At 64.3% G+C, this 16751-nt stretch carries 13 protein-coding genes; 3 read left to right on the forward strand and 10 right to left on the reverse strand.

Annotated elements, in window-relative coordinates; translation table 11 throughout:
- The first annotated feature begins 59 nt into the window (after positions 1–59).
- The gene (locus FV139_RS09290) at positions 60–1004 is read left to right on the forward strand and encodes an alpha/beta fold hydrolase (RefSeq protein ID WP_213004078.1); all 945 of its coding nucleotides are present in this window, start codon (positions 60–62) and stop codon (positions 1002–1004) included.
- A gap of 34 nt (positions 1005–1038) precedes the next feature.
- Here FV139_RS09290 and FV139_RS09295 read toward each other — a convergent pair whose 3' ends face one another.
- The 4 genes from FV139_RS09295 to FV139_RS09310 form a co-directional block, all read right to left on the reverse strand.
- A complete protein-coding gene (locus FV139_RS09295) occupies positions 1039–1620 on the reverse strand; it encodes a hypothetical protein (protein WP_148068165.1) in 582 nt (193 codons plus the stop codon).
- A 60-nt stretch (positions 1621–1680) separates the two neighbouring features.
- Entirely contained in the window at positions 1681–3939 is a 2259-nt protein-coding gene (locus tag FV139_RS09300) for a HEAT repeat domain-containing protein (RefSeq protein WP_235898604.1), read from the reverse strand.
- Between the two features lie 69 nt (positions 3940–4008).
- Positions 4009–5094, reverse strand: a complete 1086-nt coding sequence (locus FV139_RS09305; protein ID WP_148068166.1) for a glycosyltransferase family protein — start codon at positions 5092–5094, stop codon at positions 4009–4011.
- On the reverse strand, positions 5094–5549 hold the full coding sequence (locus FV139_RS09310; protein WP_148068167.1) for a phosphatase PAP2 family protein: 456 nt from the start codon (positions 5547–5549) through the stop codon (positions 5094–5096). Before FV139_RS09310 ends, FV139_RS09305 begins: the two co-directional genes overlap by 1 nt.
- A 247-nt stretch (positions 5550–5796) precedes the next feature.
- On the opposite strand from FV139_RS09310, the gene FV139_RS09315 reads away from it, so the two are divergent.
- Positions 5797–6498 carry a glutamine amidotransferase-related protein gene (locus FV139_RS09315; protein ID WP_148068168.1) on the forward strand — a complete coding sequence of 234 codons (702 nt, stop codon included), beginning with the start codon at positions 5797–5799 and terminating at the stop codon, positions 6496–6498.
- 1 nt (position 6499) lies between these two features.
- On the opposite strand, the gene FV139_RS09320 is transcribed toward FV139_RS09315, so the two are convergent.
- The 4 genes from FV139_RS09320 to FV139_RS09335 form a co-directional block, all read right to left on the reverse strand.
- Complete coding sequence (locus FV139_RS09320) at positions 6500–6874, reverse strand: STAS domain-containing protein (RefSeq protein ID WP_148068169.1); 375 nt, start codon at positions 6872–6874, stop codon at positions 6500–6502.
- Between the two features lie 28 nt (positions 6875–6902).
- Complete coding sequence (locus FV139_RS09325) at positions 6903–9227, reverse strand: SpoIIE family protein phosphatase (RefSeq protein ID WP_187276466.1); 2325 nt, start codon at positions 9225–9227, stop codon at positions 6903–6905.
- A gap of 25 nt (positions 9228–9252) precedes the next feature.
- The gene (locus tag FV139_RS09330) at positions 9253–9693 is read right to left on the reverse strand and encodes a VOC family protein (RefSeq protein WP_148068171.1); all 441 of its coding nucleotides are present in this window, start codon (positions 9691–9693) and stop codon (positions 9253–9255) included.
- A 141-nt stretch (positions 9694–9834) separates the two neighbouring features.
- Entirely contained in the window at positions 9835–11334 is a 1500-nt protein-coding gene (locus tag FV139_RS09335) for an FAD-dependent oxidoreductase (RefSeq protein ID WP_148068172.1), read from the reverse strand.
- A 205-nt stretch (positions 11335–11539) separates the two neighbouring features.
- Here FV139_RS09335 and rdgC point away from each other — a divergent pair, with 205 nt between their 5' ends.
- Positions 11540–12445 (forward strand): recombination-associated protein RdgC, encoded by a 906-nt coding sequence (gene rdgC, locus FV139_RS09340; RefSeq protein ID WP_148068173.1) that lies wholly within the window; start codon positions 11540–11542, stop codon positions 12443–12445.
- Positions 12446–12474: 29 nt separating this feature from the next.
- Here the strand turns inward: rdgC and FV139_RS09345 are convergent, their stop codons facing one another.
- The gene (locus tag FV139_RS09345) at positions 12475–13542 is read right to left on the reverse strand and encodes an efflux RND transporter periplasmic adaptor subunit (protein WP_148068174.1); all 1068 of its coding nucleotides are present in this window, start codon (positions 13540–13542) and stop codon (positions 12475–12477) included.
- A 17-nt stretch (positions 13543–13559) separates the two neighbouring features.
- Complete coding sequence (locus FV139_RS09350) at positions 13560–16664, reverse strand: efflux RND transporter permease subunit (protein WP_148068175.1); 3105 nt, start codon at positions 16662–16664, stop codon at positions 13560–13562.
- Between the last annotated feature and the right edge of the window lie 87 nt (positions 16665–16751).

The following is a 16751-nucleotide window of genomic DNA, read 5'->3' on the forward strand; positions in this document are numbered from 1 at the left end:
TGACTGCCGTGTCTGCCGCGGTTTTCAAACACCATAGCCTGGAGCAGGGAGAGCTTACCTTGCACTGGGTCAGTGCCGGGGAGGGTCCACTGGTACTGCTGGCCCACGGCTTTCCCGGGTTGTGGTACAGCTGGCGCCACCAGCTTCCGGCGCTGGCCGGAGCGGGTTACCAGGCGGTGGCCCTGGACATGCGCGGCTACGGCGCCAGTTCCCGGCCTCTCGATACCGCGGCCTATCGCTTCGACCGCCAGGCTGCGGACCTGCTCGCCGTACTCGACCACTACGGCGCCGACAGTGCCGTGCTGGTGGGACATGACTTCGGGGCCAACCTGGCCTGGCACATGGGGGTGCATTACCCCGATCGCATTGCCGCTGTGGCCGCCCTGGCTTCACCCCGGGGAATGCCGCTGGCGGGGGGCGGGGATGTACTGCCTTCGACACAGTTCGCCGCCGTGGCCGAGCAACACTTCTTCCACATGCACTACTTCCAGCAACCTGGCGTGGCGGAGGCCGACCTGGAGGGGAACGAGGAAACCTTTCTGCGCCGGCTGTTCTGGGCGCTGAGCAGTGACGGCCATCTGCTTGACTGGCAGAACTATCCCAGCGAAGGGACCAGGTATCTCGATGTACTGGCCGAACCTGTGACACCCTTACCGTGGCCCTGGCTCAGCGAGTCAGAATTCCAGTATTACCTGACCAGCTATCTGGCCCAGCCGGGCCCGGCGGTGTTCGCCGGGGGGCTGAATGCCTACCGCGTTATGGATGCCAACTGGATCGCTTTCCGTGAGAGCCTGCACCAGCCGCTACCCTGCCCGGCGCTGTTCCTCGCGGGTGAAAACGACCCCGTCATCAAGCTCTGCCCGCCGGAGGTGTGGGAACGACAGCGTGGACTGGTACCGGACTTGCGCGCTGATCTGAGAGTTGCCGGGGCGGGGCATTTCGTTCAGCAGGAGCAGCCCATGGCGACTAACCGGGCACTGCTGGAGTTTCTGGCGGGGCTTTGACCCGCTCGCCGATCGCGTTTGTGCCAGCCTGGCGTCACCGGGCGTAGCGCTGGCGATATTCTTCCTCGAACTGGGCCATGATCTGGTTCATGCGCAGGGCCTCGCTGCGGTCCGAGGCGGCACGGGCCCTGGCCTGGATCCAGCGGCCCGTTTCCTGGGAAAACTCGTAGACTGTGAGATCGTGCTCCGCCAGTACTTTCTGGGGGTCCTCGCCGTACTCTGAAGCCACGGTCAAATGGGCCTGGACCCGCGCATAATCCTCATAGGTCGCCAGCTTGTTCCCGACCTGGGGCTGACTGTCCTGCCCGGCAAAACGCCCCACCGCAGGTTGGGCGAAGATTTCGGCGTAGCGCCGCATCAATGGTGACCCCGCTCCCGACTGTTTCAATGCTTCCAGAAACTCGGTATTTACCCTCTCCCACTGGCTGGCATCGACGCCGAGCACGGCCAGTACCTCCGCCTGGGGCTGTTGATTGGCCAGCCGGGCGTTGGCGGCAGCCCATTCCTCGAAACTGACGCCATTGACTGGCGGCGGTAGCGCGTCCTCACCCAGTGTCTGCAGGCTCGCTGACGACAACAGGAACAGGGCGCTGATAATCAGGAGCAGTCGGTGCATGGCTATTCCCCGTAACTTCATCGTTACAGAGCTTAGTTGAAAACCGGGATTCTGCCCCGCTCAGTTGGAACCCGCGCCCAGGCTGCGCAGCAATTGTCCGTAGGCCGGATTGCGGGGGTCCGTCGCCTGCAGGCGCGTCGCATAGCGTCGTGCCGCCTCCAGGTTACCCTGCTCGGCGCTGTAGTTGGCCAGGGCCAGCAGCACCTCCGCGCTTTGGGGGGCCTGGCGCAGCAGTTTTTCCAGCTGGATAATTGCCTTGCTGGGTTGGCCCAGGTCATGGAGCGCCACCGCATATACGTAGCGCTGGCGAATACCGCTGGTTTCCCCGGCGGCGGCCTGGCCCAGATAGTCCAGCGCCTTTTCCGAATTTCCCACTCGCGTCTCGAGCAGGCCGAGGGCAAACAGGGTGGGGCCGTTGCCGGGAGCGACCGCCAGGGCGGCCAGCAGTTGCTCCCGCGCCTCGTCTTCACGCTGTTGGCTGCGCAGCAGGTCCGCCAGGTTGAGGCGGGCGGGGAGCAACTGCGGATTCATCCCGATCGCCCCACGGTAGGCGGCCTCGGCGGCGGGCAGGTCGCCCCGGGTGGCCAGGAACACGCCCAGTTGAACCCGGTTCCCGGGCATGTCAGCGTGTTGTGTGGCAATGGACTGGTATTCACTGAATAGTGCGAGTAGCGCCTCGACATCGGGTTCACGCAGCTGATCCAGCGGTACCGCGGCCAGTTGTTCCGCCACCGCCAGTCGTACCGAGGTCACCTCGTCTGCGATCAGGGGCTGCAACAGCTGGAAACGCCGGGGCAGGGGCAGGGAGGACAGCGCGTTGACCGCGCTGGCGCGCAGCAGTGGGTCTTTGGAAGTCAGCAGGTTGCGTGCCACTTCCAGTGATTGCCGGTCGCCGGACTGGCCAAGACTTTCCATCGCCGCGGCACGCCAGATCGGTGCGGCGCCCGGGTCGCTGGCCAGTTCCGCCAGCCGTGGCAGCCCGCGGGTGTCCCCGGCCGCTACCCCGGCAAAGGCGCGGGCCGGGTGGGTGCCCGTATCGGTAAACTGTACCCCCCAATCGCGCAGTGCCTCCAGGGCCCACTCGTCGTTCTGTTCACTGTGGCAGGTGGTGCAGGCGTTGGGCGTGTCCAGCATCACGCTCAGGTCGGGGCGGGGAATGCGCATGCTGTGATCCCGCCGCGGGTCCACTACCATGTAGGTGGTCTCCGGCATATGGCAGTTGGCGCACTGGGCCCCGGTCGAACCGGCAGGGTGATGGTGGTGTGCCGTGGCGTCGTAAACATCGGCCCTGTGGCACTGGGCACACACGCCGTTACCCTCCGCCCGCAATTGCAGGCTGTGGGGTTCATGGCAGTTGCTGCATACCACCCCGGCCTGATGCATTTTGCTTTGCAGGAAAGAGCCGTAGACGTAGTCTTCATCGCGCACCTGGCCATCGTGGTAGTACTCGGGCCAACGCGGCAGGGTGACCCGATGGGTGTCAGGGAGGCTGGCGCCGTAGTGGTAGTCGCCCAGCGTTCCCCGGCGGGCGTGGCAGCGGCCGCAGGTATCGACCTGGTGGTTACTGTCCAGGGCGCTGCGCCGCCGGGCAATACTCTCCCCTTCCGGAAAAGCCCAATGGGCCCGCTGGGCCAGCGTTACCGGGAATCCGGCGTTGTCGGCCCCGGCCAGCTTGCCAGCCCCGGCCAGCTCCCGGTGTTGCTCCCCGGGTCCGTGACAGGCTTCGCAACTGACGTTCACTTCACTGTAGCGGGTGTCGAAACTGTTGCTCTGCAGGTGGTAGTTTTTTTGCAGGTCGGTGCTGTGGCATTCGGCGCAGCGCGTGTTCCAGTTCTGGTAGGGCCCGGTCCAGTGCAGCGGATCGCTGGCGTCGATGGCCTCGTCGGGATAGAGGTGGAACCAGCGCTGGCCGCCCTCCTCCGCCGGCCGGCTGTCCCAGGCAATACTCAGGGCCTGCAGGCGGCCGCGGGTCAGGGGCAGCAGGTACTGCTGCAGTGGGTAGACCCCAAATACATACTCCACGGGAAACTCTGCCAGCTTGCCGTCTTCACCGTCGGTGTTTACGAAGTACTTGCCGTCACGCTGGAAGAAGGTGGAGGTAATGCCGTTATAGGTGAAACTGGCATTGTCGAAATTGCCGAGAACGGTCTGTGCATTCGCCGCTTGCATGGCCAGGTCGTGGTGGGAACCCTGCCAGTCTGAGTAGGCCTGGGCGTGACAGCCCTGGCAGGCGTCGCCCCCGATAAAACCAGGGTGCTGCTCAGCGGCGGTTGAGGGAAAGGCCAGGATGGCCAGCAGTAATAGAACAATCCGGCCCACGGCGGAAAACCTGTCAGACAAAAGGCTAGGCTAACGCAGCGATGCGTGATTCCCAAGTGAAGATGGCTGTCAGGCGGCGGTCGAGGGCAGCGCGTCCAGGCGGGAGCTGTGCAGGGGGCGGGTATGCAACTGCCCCGGGGCCGTGGGCCAGAGGCTGGCGGCGAGTTGGTCAGGTGCCTGGCGCGCACCCTCGGCCAGCCAGCGGGCCAGGACCTCGTGCACCTTGTGGAAGTGGACAGGCGGCGCCGCGGGAGTGCGCTGTAGCCAGTCTGCAAGGGCGTCGCTGCACAGGGAGTGGATCACCCGGGCGTAGCGTAACTGGGCCAGGGCTTTGGCGTTGGACAACTGCTCCATCTGCCCTGCCAGCGGTTTGGTCAGCACCGGCTTGCGCCACTGCAGGCACTCGCTGATCAGTTCAAAACCACTGTTACAGATGACCGCGCGGCTGCTGGCAAGGTCGCGTTTGAAGGCGCTGATGCTGGTGGGGTGAAGCAACACATTGCCCGCTTCCTCGCACGCTAGGCCGGCAGCGTACTGGCGGAAGCGCTGCTGCGGGAACTGCTGCAGCCAGCGGGTAACCTCCGCCTGGTCCTCGAAGGGCAGGTAAACCAGGACGTGGTCGTCCTGTTGCCGCGGCTGGTCCGGCAGGTCGAGAATTGGCGGCAGTACATTGTTGCCGTAAGGGTGCCAGTGCAGACCCAGCGGCACATCCACCGGGGCAAAGTGGCGCATGATAAAACGCGACAGCATATTGCCACCGCTCACCGGGGTGCCGGAGCCAAACGCATACTGGTGGCCGATACCGATGGTGCGTATCCCCGCGAGGTGACCCGCCCAGGCTGAGACCGGTTCAAAATCGGTGACGATGGCGTCGTAGCCTCCGAGGCGCAGGGAGCGGGCGTCGCGCAGAAACTCGAACAGGTTATTCCCCACCACGGTACCGAGGTAAGAGATGCCGCCGGAGCGGGTGGCAAAGGTTAGCCCACGCCGGTGTGCAAAGGTGCCGAAGGGCTCCATGTCGAACAGGCGGTCCCGCGGACGTCCGGTAAACAGCCAGTCAACTTCGACATCCAGAGGGGCCAGTGCCCGGGCCATGGCCCGGGCCCGGCTGATATGGCCCTGCCCGGTCGCCTGTACACCGTAGAGAATGCGCATCAGGCCAGGCCCAGCAGGGAAGCAGTGAACAGGGCGCAGGAGGTACCCATGAAGGCCCCGGCGAGGGTGTCTCCGGGAAAGTGCACTCCGAGGACAATCCGGCTCAGGGCGACGCAGGTGGCCCACAGGTACATGGCGATCACCGGGCCGCCGTACACCAGCACCAGCGCGCTGGCCAGCAGGAAGGCGGCGGAACTGTGACCCGAGGGGAAGCTGAACTGGTCGGAGGCGGTGATCAGGCTGCGGAACCCGGGCACGGCTTCCTGCGGTCGACGCCGCTTGAGCGTATTCTTGAGTACAAAGTAGAGTGAGCGCTCTACCGACAGCGAGAGCGCCAGCAGGAGACAGAATTGATCGAGCTCCCGGGCACCGAGCAGCGCCAGCAGCGCCGGGATAAGCAGGTGCAGATAACCGTCGCCCGAGCGGGAAAGGGCGCGGGCCAGGGGTCTCACCATGCGCCGTTCACCCTGCCTGAAAACCCTGGCAAGCAGACGCAGATCTAGCTCTTGCAGTGTGTTCATGGAGGCAGTGTGCGCTGCCAGCATGGCAAAGCCGTGACGGTAATGTGGCAGTTGTGTGACAAATTCCGCCCGTAGAACTGCCACTTTGGTGTTATGGACAGCATTCCGGGCCCTTCCTATGATGGCGACTATGTGGAAGACAGGCGCATAGTCAGCGGCCTGTCAGTGATACGGAAAGCTTATGAAACTTGGAATTCTGAAAACCGATGCGGTGCGCCCGGAGTGGGTCCCGGACTTCGGGGAATATCCCGACATGTTTGTGGCCCTGCTGGGGCGGCTCGACCCCGAGATCGAATTTCGGGTGTGGGATGTGGAAGAAGGCGAGTACCCCGCCGACATCGACGAAGTCGACGCCTACCTCATTACCGGCAGCAAGAGCAGCGTCTACGACGACAAACCCTGGATCGGGGTATTGATGGATTTCGTGCGCGAACTCGACAGGCGCGGCAAAAAAATTGTCGGCATCTGCTTTGGTCACCAGCTGGTCGCCCAGGCGCTGGGCGGTCGGGTAGAAAAGTCACCCAAGGGTTGGGGCGTTGGCCTGCACACCCACACCTTTACTTCCCAGCCCGACTGGCACGATAAAACGGAACCCGGCTTCGACATTCTGGTGAGCCACCAGGACCAGGTGGTCGAGAACGCCAGCGGTGCCACGGTCCTGGCCGGCTCCGAGTTCTGCGAGAACGCGGTATGCCAGGTGGGTGACCATATTCTGACATTCCAGGGCCACCCGGAATTTGTGCCGGGATACTCACGGGAGATCATGGAATACCGGCGCGAGCAGATTGGTGAACCCGTCTACAACTCAGGGGTGGCGTCCCTCGCGCGGGACCCCGAGAGCGAGCGGATCGGGCGCTGGATTCTCAACTTCCTGCGGGCCTGATTCAGCCCTCGAGGCTGCGGGCCTGCATGGCATCGAGGTAATCGTCGAGCTCCTGGTCGTTGGCGAACACCGCCATGTCCGGGAGCGCCTTGAGAATCTCGAAGACTTTCTCGATGTGCGGTTTGCGATGGCTGGCAGCCAGACGCTGGTGGGCAGCGGTGGCCTGTTTGGCGGCCTTGAAGATTACCCGTAAACCCGCCGAACTGATGTAGTCCAGGTCGCGCATATCCAGTACGTTCACCTTCAGGCCTTTGGCCAGCACGCCCTCCAGTATCGTCTCGAACTCCGGCGCCGTGTCTGAATTCAGTGCGCCGATCAGGTAGAGCCGGGCAACAGAGCGGTCGCCGTCGGTCTCCAGTTTGGTATCGAGCTTCATCGCGGTTGCATCCTTTGCCGGTGATCCGTCAGCTTTCGCCGAGGTTGCGCCCCAACTCAAGGCAGTTGTCGCTCCCTTCCCGGCGGTAGCGTTGCCAGTCGGTCAACTGTTCGATCAAGTGTACCCCAAGGCCGCCGATTTCGGCATGGGCGATATCCGCGCCCAGTTCTGCCCGATGAGCATCCTCCAGTGGATTGAAGGCAATGCCCTGGTCGCGCACGCAGAGGATGAGTTCGCTATCGGTGGCCTGCAGGGAGACGCTGATCTGGTCTGCTTCCCCCAGCTGGCTGTACTTGAAGATATTGGTGACGACCTCTTCCAGCACCAGCAGTAATTCATTGCGGACTCCGGCAGGAATGTCGGAGCCCAGCAGTGCGCCGAGCCAGGACAGGCTGGCATCGGTGACGTCCGGCGTCAGGTGGAAAAGGCGCTGGTGCTGACGGGCATTGCCGTGGCCGGGAATATCCAGCAGCAGAGCAGTAATGTCGTCGGATTGAGCGATAACTTCGGCAAACCCTGAAAGGGTTGCCAAGAGATCTTCCCCGGCCTGTTCCGGTGATTGCGAGACGCTACCCGCCAGCCACTGCGCCAGGCGCTCGTTGCCGAACATCTCGCCCGCCGGGTTGAAAGCCTCGTCGATGCCGTCGGTATACATCAGCAGACGGTCGCCGCGCGCCAGCGGGAGGAGGTTGTCGGGAAATTGCTGGTTCTCCGCCAGCCCGGTAGCGGGCCCGCTGTGTTGCAGGAGCGTGGCGGGACAGCCCTTGTGTAGCCACAGCGGCGGGGTGTGACCGGCGCTGGCCCAGGTTAGCTCCAGGCTGTCGAGGTCGAGCACCGCCAGTAGCAGCGTGACGAACATGCAGTTGCCGTTGTTCTGCGCCAGTGCATTGTTGAGCTCGGCCAGTGTCTGTCCGGGGCTGTGTTTGCCGGGGTGGCGCAGGTGGCTGATGGCGCGGGCCATGAAAAGCGCGGCAGGGACTCCCTTGTCCGAGACGTCACCCACGGCCATATAGAGCCTGCGGCCCTCCAGGCCAAAGGTGAACAGGTCGCCGCCTACGGTGCGGGCCGGTTCCACGGATGCCCACAGCTCGAAGTCGGGGTGGCTCTCGCAGGCTTTGCCGCTCTGGGGCAGCATTGCCATCTGGATTTCGCGGGCGGCAGACAGCTCACCCTCCAGCCGGCTGCGGGAGGCAGTAGCCTGTTCCAGGTCGGCAATATGCTGCCTGAGTTCGTCCTTCATATGGGCAAAGGACTGTACCAGGCGCGCCACCTCGTCTTTCCCGGGAACCTCGGGGAGGGACGCATCGAGCTGCCCGGCTCCCAGCTGATCGGCGGATGCGGCGAGGGCTGTCAGGGGCCGGGTAATCCGGCGTGTCACCAGGTTGACCACAATGATCATTGCCACCAGGCAGGCGAGCCCCAGGGCAAAAATTTTCAATTCGTAGGCGCGCAGGTCCGCCAGCACTTCATGCTCCGAGTACACGGCTCCCACAATCCAGCCGCTGTGTCGCAGGCGGGTCATGCGGATAATGCAGTTCCCCTCTACCAGTTCACAGTCGGTAATGCGGGAGTTGTCCTGTCCCGGCTCGACCTCGGTCAGCAGTTGTTGCCAGAAGCCCCGCTGTTCCTCACTGGCCAGGAACTGCTGGTAGGGCACCATCTCCGCAGAGGTTCCGCGAGAGGAGAGTACCAGCCCCCCCGCACTGACCAGGAAACCGAAACCGTGGTCTCCGCGTTCCAGCCGGTTGATGTAGCGGTGCAACTCGTCGAGGGTAATGTCGGCAGTGACCACGGCGACCAGTTCCCTGTGGCTCTCGCCCTCGAACACCGGCACCGAGTAGGTGGTCATGTAGACCTCGGCGCCGCCGACGTCGAAATAGGGCTCGATCCAGCGGGGCTGGCCACTGCGGGCAGCGTCGGTGAACCAGGATCGCTCCCAGTAAGGCTCCGCGCCCAGGGTGAGATCGGAGTAGGCTATGGCATCGCCCTGCTGGTAAAAGTAGGGGGCGAATCCGCGCGGGCGAGCGGACTGTGCTGGAGCGAGGGCGACCGTGGAGCCGAATATGTCGGCGTGTTGGGCTACCGTTTCCTGCAGCAGTCGACTGATGGACTGTTCGTCACTGTGTTGCTGGGACAGGATGCTGCCGAGGAAGCGGGTGTTCCCCTCCACGCCGGCGAGCAAACCCTCCAGGTCGCGCACCACGTCCACCACGGTTTTCTGCGACTCGACCCGCAGGCGCTCGAGGATCTCGGTGCGCGACAGGCGATAATCCACCAGCAGGGCGAAGGCAACCAGGGTGCCCGCAGATACGGTCAGGTACAGAATGAGGCGGGACGTAATGCTGGCTTTCATGTCCTCGCCCGAGTTAGCCCGTCGCCTACCAGGTTCCGGTATTTTCCATGGAGGCCCACGGCTCGGCCGGCGCCAGCTGGTCCCCTTCCTGCAGCAATTCAACCGAAATACCGTCGGGTGAGCGAATAAAGGCCATGTGGCCATCCCGCGGCGGGCGGTTGATGGTGACACCGGCATCCATCAGGCGCTGGCACAGCTCGTAGATGTTGTCGACGCGGTAGGCCAGGTGGCCGAAATTGCGGCCACCGGTGTACTCCTCCGGGTCCCAGTTGTAGGTGAGCTCTACCAGCGGGGCTTTTTTCTCTCGCGCCCGTTCCGCGTCGGCGGGTGCCGCAAGGAAGACCAGGGTGAAACGGCCGCCCTCGTTGTCCCAGCGCTCGATCTCCACCAGGCCGAGCTGGTCGCAGTAAAACTCGAGGGAGGCGTCCAGGTCCTTTACACGGACCATGGTATGCAGATATCTCATGGCATTGGCAATCCAGTGACTCGCAGATGCGGCCATGGTAGAAGCCCGACCCGGTAGTGGCAAGGGGCGCCCGGCGTAGGGGCGCCCGGCGTAGGTCGGGTGTTCTTGCCCGGGTGTGCTGGAGCGGGTCTGGAAAACGTTCTAGAACAGGGTCTGGAGCCGTTTCGCCGCCTGCAGCCCGGCGAGCCGGCCGGAGAACGTGGCGTCCCCGACTGACATCCCGCTGGCATAGCCCTCGGCTCGGCGTACCACGCCGCAGGCTGTGCGGCCTGCGGCATACAGGCCGGGCACCACATCCCGCTGTTCGTTGACCACCTCCCCGGTGGGCAGGGTGTCGAGGCCGCCGAGGGTGAAGTGGGGCACGAAAGCGCCGCGACCGGGGGTGAGGTCCAGGGCGACCAGCGGAGGCTCCAGTGGCTGTAGCCAGGCCGGTGCCTTGTGGAACTGGCTGTCGTTGCCTGCGGCACAGTCCTCGTTATAGGTCGCCAGGGTGTAGGCCAGGGAGCCTTCACGCAATGCGAGCTCTTCCTCCAGTTCCGCGACGGTTTCGCCGGTGCCGGCCACCGGCGCGCCCAGGTAGCTGGCGGTTTCGTAGTCGGCATAGTGCTCTACATTGAGGATCAGGTAGATCCGCTCGGAGGGCTGGCGCAACACGAAGTCGCCGAAGCGGCCGTGGTAGACATCCTCGTTGATGAAGCGCTGTCCCTTGTCGTTGATCGCAATGCCATAGGTCAGGCTGGCAGGGGGGTAGAAGGGCAGGGTGATAAAGCCCTCGTGCATGTTGATGGCGGCGCCGCCGACCGACAGGCCCATCTGGATACCGCTTCCCGTGTCCCCGGGGTTGCCGATGGGTTCGGTGCCGAGAGTCAGTTTGGGGGCGTGTCGGGCAACCATTTCCCGATTCATGACAAAACCGCCGGCGCAGAGAATGACGCCGCCGCGGGCGCGTACGTTCAGTTCCTGTTGGTTCTCCCGCACCACCAGGCCCACCACCTCGTCGTTGTCATCCACGATCAGGGTCAGGGCGCGCGTCTCGTAGTGGACCTGGATGCGGGCGCGCTGCTCCACGTTTTCGGTGACGATTTTCATGAACAGGGGGCCGCCGTTGTCCCCTTCGACGTAAAGGTTGTGACCCCGGGGGCAGGGTTTGGCGATGCTGGAGAAGGGCCACGCCTTTTCGTTGCCGGTATAGAGCAGGCCGTCATCGGTGAGGCACATGATGGCGCGCTCGTTGAGGAAGCTGTCCTTGAACGGGACGCCGAGGCCCACCAGCCAATTGAAATGTTCCACGCTGCGCTCGCAGTAGTTGCGGATCTTGGCCTCGTCCGCCTGGGGGCCGGCGCAGGCCATCATGAACTGGAACATGTCCTCGGTGCTGTCTTCGAATCCTGTGGCGCGCTGGACCCGGGTGCCGCCGCTGCCGCCCATATAGATTTCGGCGCTGGACAGGGCGGTGGAGCCGCCGCTGGCACTGGCCAGTTCGAAGATGTGAACCTCTGCGCCGGCGTCCGCTGCCTCAATTGCCGCACAGCCGCCGGCGCCGCCAAAGCCGACCACGGCCACGTCGGTTTCCAGGTCCCAGTGTTCCACATCACGGGTGTGCCGGGGTTGGCTGGGGTTGGTTTTGCGCGTCGCGGCCATGGCGGTTTTCCTGTCATTGAGTTCAGGCCAGATTAAAACCAGCCCGTGCCGCGCTGACAACGGTCGCTGCGGTAGCCGGGGTCAACATGTTGTACGCGTATTGTCTTTTTGCGTTTGCGGTCGGTAGTGGTTTAACAGCACAACCCTGCCACAGGTCGTGGGAGCTGCGTTACAATCCCCGGCCTTTTGCACAAGTGAGTCTGCCATGTGGTTCAAAAATCTCCGGGCCTACCGCCTGACCAGCCCCTTCGACCTGTCCGCCGAAAAACTCGAGGAGCAGCTGGCCCAGCGAGAATTTGAACGCTGCAGCCCGGGACAGCCCCTGGCCCTGGGCTGGGCACCGGCGCTGGGCGGCGAGACCACCGCCCTGGTGCACGCGGTCAACGGCCGTTTCCTGCTGCGCCTGAAACGGGAAGATAAAATCCTCCCTTCGAGCGTGGTCAAGGAAATGCTGGAGGAGAAGGTCGAGGCTATCGAGGCGGATCAGGCGCGCAAGGTCTATCGCAAGGAACGCCTTACGCTGAAGGACGAAATCGTGCAGGACTGCCTGCCGCGGGCCTTCAGCCGCCGCAGTGGGGTGTACGCCTATATCGATACCCGCAGCAACTGGGTCTTCGTGGACGCCGCCACCGCCACCCGTGCCGAGGAACTGCTCAACCTGCTGCGGGAGTGCATCGGTACCTTCCCGGTGGTGCTACCGCAGGTCAACAATGCCCCCACCGCCACCATGACCAGCTGGCTGGTGCACCAGAACCTGCCCGCGGATTTTGCCCTGGGCGAGGAGTGCGAACTGCGTGAAGCCGGTGACGAGGGCGGCGTAGTGCGCTGCCGCGGTGTCGACCTGCTGGGTGAAGAAGTCGAGACCCACCTCAACGCCGGCAAGCTGGTGGCGCGCCTGTCGCTCAACTGGGAGGAGCGGGTGTCGCTGGTGATGGCCGAGGACCTGTGCCTGCGCCGCCTGAAGTTTGCCGAGGAACTGATGAAGGAAAACGAGGACCTGCCGGAGGCCGACCAGGCCGCCAAACTCGATGCCGACTTTGCCCTGATGTCAGATGCGATCAGCAGCCTGCAGGAGCGAGTGATCGCCCTGTTTGGCGGCGAGGCCGAGTAGAGCTGGCCAGGCGTAGCGGCAGGTTCCCCTCAGGGACCTGCCGCCAGGTGGTGCTGGATCACCCGCACTGCCTGCCCTTCACGCAGGCGCTCGGCGCCCCGTACCACGACCGGGTCGCCCACCTGCAGTTCGCCGCTGACGGCGATGGAATTGCCGCGGCCCGCACCCGTTGTGACCGGTACCTTGTGCGCGGTGTTGTCGTCGCCGACGGTGTAGACAAACACTTCATTATCCCGCAACACCAGCGCATCCCGCGGCACCCGCAGCGCACTCTGGCGCGCTGACTCCGGTAGTTCAACCGTCACCGCCTCGCCGATCAGCCAGGGGCTCTCGTCCAGTGCCAGGCGCAACTCCATCATCCGTGAGCGGGCGTCCCCCACGGGTACCAGGCCGCGAATTCGGGCTTCGACCCGGCTGTCCGCCGCTTCCACCTGTACGCTCTCACCGGTTTGATTGTGGCGCGCCACGCGCAGAGGTGCGTTGACGCTCACTTCCAGGGTATCGGTATCCACCAACCGCAGCAGGGGGGCGCCGGTTTGCAGGTATTCACCTTCGGCTGCACTGCGCGCAACCACCACACCGGAAAAGGGCGCCGGTACCCGGCTGCGTTCGAGGTTGTAGCGGCTGCGCTCCAGGGAAACCTCCGCGCTGGTGCGTTCCTGGCGTAGCATCTCCAGCCGGGACGCGACCTGGTCGAGTTCCGACTGGGCCATGTTGTTCTGTTTGGCCAGGCGCTCGAGGCGTTCAATCTGGCGCTGGTTATAGGCAATGTCGGCATCCAGGCGGGCTATCTCAGCGCGCTGGTCGCGGACTTCCAGTTGCAGCAGGTGCTCGTCGATCCTGGCGACCGGCTCCCCCTGTTCGATGCGGTCTCCCACCTGGGCAATCCAGGTGAGCCGTCCGGCCACCTCGGTGGAGAGGGCGGCGTCCCGGGTGGAAATCACCGTGCCCGGCAGGCGCACCACTGCCGCGGCTTCGCCTTCGGTGACACTCGACAGTTCCACCACCGCTTCCGGTGCCTGGGCAGCGGCGATGCTCGCGGTGCCGGCAACAGCGCAAAACAGCAGTGGGCTTACAAGGCGTTGTAATCGGTTCATGGCGTATTCCTCAGAGCTCAGGCCACGGATTTCAGGGGGCGGCGTACAGGGCTTCCGCTATCACTCACCACCCGTGCGCCGGTTTCACCCATACGCAGGAAGCAGGGCAGTAACAGCAGGGTGAACAGGGTGCTGACACACATCCCGCCGACGATGACGGCCGCCAGGCCGCGATAGATCACGCTGCCGGCACCGGGCATCAGCAGCAGGGGCAGCATGCCGAAAATGCTGGTGAGGGTGCTCATGAAGATCGGCCGCAGGCGGGTCTCCAGGGCCTGTTCCACCGCGTGGTGGCGGCTCACCCCTTCGCGCTCGGCACTGCGGGTCTGGTGCACCAGCAGAATGGCGTTGTTGACTACCAGACCCAACAGGATCACAAAGCCGATCATGGTCAGCAGGTCCAGGGGCTGGAAGGTGAACAGGTTGAGCAGGCGCATGGCGGCAATGCCGCCGGCCATGGCCAGGGGCATGGCCAGCACCACCAGCAGGCTGTCCTTCATGGAGCGGAACAGCGCCGCCATCAGCAGGAACAGGACCACCAGCGCCAGGCCGAAGTTACTGCCCATGGACTGGATGGCGCGGGTCAGGGCATTGGCGCTGCCGCCATACAGGATATTGCCGTCCGCCGGCAGCGCGGCTTTCAGTTCCGGCTCGACCTCCTGGCGGATGGTGCCGAGTACATGCTCCAGTGACATGTCTTCCGGGGGGCGCACGTTCAGGCTGATGGTGCGCCGGCTGTCGATGCGCCGCAACTGGCTCGGTCCCACGGTGCGCTTGATATCCACCAAGTCCGCCAGAGGTACCACGGTGCCCGCGGGAGTGGCCATGGGGGTGGACGCGAGCTGCTCGGGCGAATCCCAGGCCCGGGCGCGCAAAATGACGTCCATGCGCTTTTCACCATTGAAATGCTCGCCCACGTAGAGACCGTCTCCCATCGCCCTGACCAGGGTCCCCATGTCGGCGCGCGACCAGCCGGCCTCGGCGATCTTGCGGTCGTTGGGTGCCAGCTGCAGCTCGGGCTCGGCCTGCTGCAGGTTGGGATTCACCCGCACCATCGCCTCTGGCAGTGCTTCTTGTAGCAGCTTTTCCCCAAGCGCAGCCGCTTCGGCGAGCGCCTCGCGGTCCCGTGACTGCAGGTGCAGGGACACTTCGCGATCACCGCCAAAGCCACCGAACAGGTTGCCCTGGCTGGCGAAATGCTGGAGGTCGGGCAGATCGGCGAAGATCTCCTCGTTGATGATCTTCTCCAGTTCCTTGACCCGGGACTGGTCCTTCACCCGGGCACCCATACCGCCGCCGCCGTTCCACGTGAGGATGTAGTAGTTCTTCAGGGCTGGCTCCCTTTCACCGCGCATGAAGGGCGCCATGCGGGCGTCGAGGACCTTGATGTACTCATCGGCGATCGTCTTTTCTGACATGCCCGGGGGGAACTGGAAGTAGGCGTCGACGGCATCGCGCTTGACCGGGGGCAGATAGTCCATTTCCGGCAGCAGCAGGTAGCTGGTACCAATCGGTACGGTGATCAGCACCGCCGCCAGCCCCCAGCGTTTGCGCGGGGTGCTGGTCAGGCGCATCACGGCGTTGGTGATGCGCTGCCAGAGTCCGCGGTTGTGATCCTCCAGGGAGCCTTCGGGCAGCCACAGTTTGGCGACCAGGGGCAGGATGGTGACCGCGACCAGCAGCGATACCACCACTGCGATGGCGATGGTAATGGCCAGGTCGCTAAACAGCTGGCCCTCCACCTCACGCATGAAAATCACCGGCAGGAAGATGGCCACGGTGGTGGCGGTAGAGGCGAGCAGCGCCCCCCAGACCTGGCCGGCACCCTGCAGGGAGGATTCATCCGTGTCGACGCCCTTTTCCCGCAGGCGCACGATGTTCTCCAGCACCACGATGGCGGCGTCGAGCACCATGCCCACCGCGAAGGCCAGCCCCGCGAGGGAGATGACATTCAGGGTGCGCCCGGTCAGCTTGAGCATGATGAAGGTGGCCAGCAGTGAGACCGGGATGGCGATGGCCACCACCAGCGTGGCGCGGAAGCGGCGCAGGAACCACCACAGCACGCCCACCGCCAGCAGGATGCCGAGGCCGATATTGCTGCCCACCAGGCCGATGGCGCGGTAGATGAACACCGACGCGTCGAAGCTCTGGGCCATGACCAGGCCGCGCTCGGCCACGGGCCCGGCATTCAGTTCCTCCACCGCGGCCTTGACCGCATTCAGGGTTTGCAGGGCGTTGGCGCTGTTCTCCTTGTCGATGCGGATGGAAATCGCCGGGTTGCCGTTCTGGGTGTTGGTGAGCACCTGGTCACCACGCGTTACACGGATGTCGGCAATGTCGCCCAGGTGGACGGGCCGGCCGTCGCGCCACTCCAGCACGAAGGCCTCCAGTTCGGCGGGTTCGTAGCGGCCGGTAAAGCGCAGCGTGTACTGGCGCCGGCCCACTTCGACAAAGCCGCCGCTGATATCGTTGGCGCGGCCAAGCTGGCCGGCGACGTCAGTCAGGGGGATGCCAAACTGGGCTGCACGATAGGGATCGAACAGGATTTCCAGCTGCTGCTCTCCCCCCTGGCTGTTCTGGGAGGCGGTGACCCTCGCCACGCCGGGAACGGCTTCTATCACCGGCCGTACCACGTCCTCTACGAAGGGCATGTAGTCGTAAATATTACCCGCGGTGCCGGGCAGCAACTGCAGGAAGAAAAAGGTCAGAGCGGGGGTATCGCCGTTGCCGCCACCGAGCATGATGACCGGCTGGGTGGCGTCACGGGGCAGGGGATCGAGTCGGTTCATCCGGGAGATGACATCCACCAGGGTCCGTTGCATATCGGTTTCCAGGCCGAACTCCAGCTCGATCCAGGCGTTGCCGGCGTTGGCGTAGGCGCCCATCTCGGTCATGCCCGGCAGGCCCTGCAAAACGGATTCAATGGGTTCGATGATCTCCGACTCCACTTCCCGTGGCGAGGCGGCGCGCCAGCCGGTCTGGATGCTGATGCGGGGATTTTCGATGTCCGGGAACAATTGCACCGGCAGGCGGGTGAGGCTCCACAGGCCAAAAAACAGGATGACCGCCACAGCCACCGCGACTCCGGCCGGATTTTTCAGTGAACTGGCAGTGAGATTCACGTTGTTTCCCTACCCTGAAATGCTGTTATGGGCGGGAAGTTAGCAGGGGTGGCGCGGTTTGTACCTGCAACTGCGGCAGGCTGGTGC

Origin of the sequence: Parahaliea maris, assembly GCF_008064665.1 — a bacterium.
In the GTDB taxonomy this organism is placed as follows: Bacteria; Pseudomonadota; Gammaproteobacteria; order Pseudomonadales; family Halieaceae; genus Parahaliea; species Parahaliea maris.

Coding starts and splice junctions, on each gene's coding strand:
- FV139_RS09295 (WP_148068165.1), bottom strand. CDS start 1,620: ATGCACCGACTGCTCCTGATTATCAGCGCCCTGTTCCTGTTGTCGTCA.
- FV139_RS09305 (WP_148068166.1), bottom strand. CDS start 5,094: ATGCGCATTCTCTACGGTGTACAGGCGACCGGGCAGGGCCATATCAGC.
- FV139_RS09310 (WP_148068167.1), bottom strand. CDS start 5,549: ATGGTGAGACCCCTGGCCCGCGCCCTTTCCCGCTCGGGCGACGGTTAT.
- FV139_RS09315 (WP_148068168.1), top strand. CDS start 5,797: ATGAAACTTGGAATTCTGAAAACCGATGCGGTGCGCCCGGAGTGGGTC.
- FV139_RS09320 (WP_148068169.1), bottom strand. CDS start 6,874: ATGAAGCTCGATACCAAACTGGAGACCGACGGCGACCGCTCTGTTGCC.
- FV139_RS09325 (WP_187276466.1), bottom strand. CDS start 9,227: ATGAAAGCCAGCATTACGTCCCGCCTCATTCTGTACCTGACCGTATCT.
- FV139_RS09330 (WP_148068171.1), bottom strand. CDS start 9,693: ATGAGATATCTGCATACCATGGTCCGTGTAAAGGACCTGGACGCCTCC.
- FV139_RS09335 (WP_148068172.1), bottom strand. CDS start 11,334: ATGGCCGCGACGCGCAAAACCAACCCCAGCCAACCCCGGCACACCCGT.
- rdgC (WP_148068173.1), top strand. CDS start 11,540: ATGTGGTTCAAAAATCTCCGGGCCTACCGCCTGACCAGCCCCTTCGAC.
- FV139_RS09345 (WP_148068174.1), bottom strand. CDS start 13,542: ATGAACCGATTACAACGCCTTGTAAGCCCACTGCTGTTTTGCGCTGTT.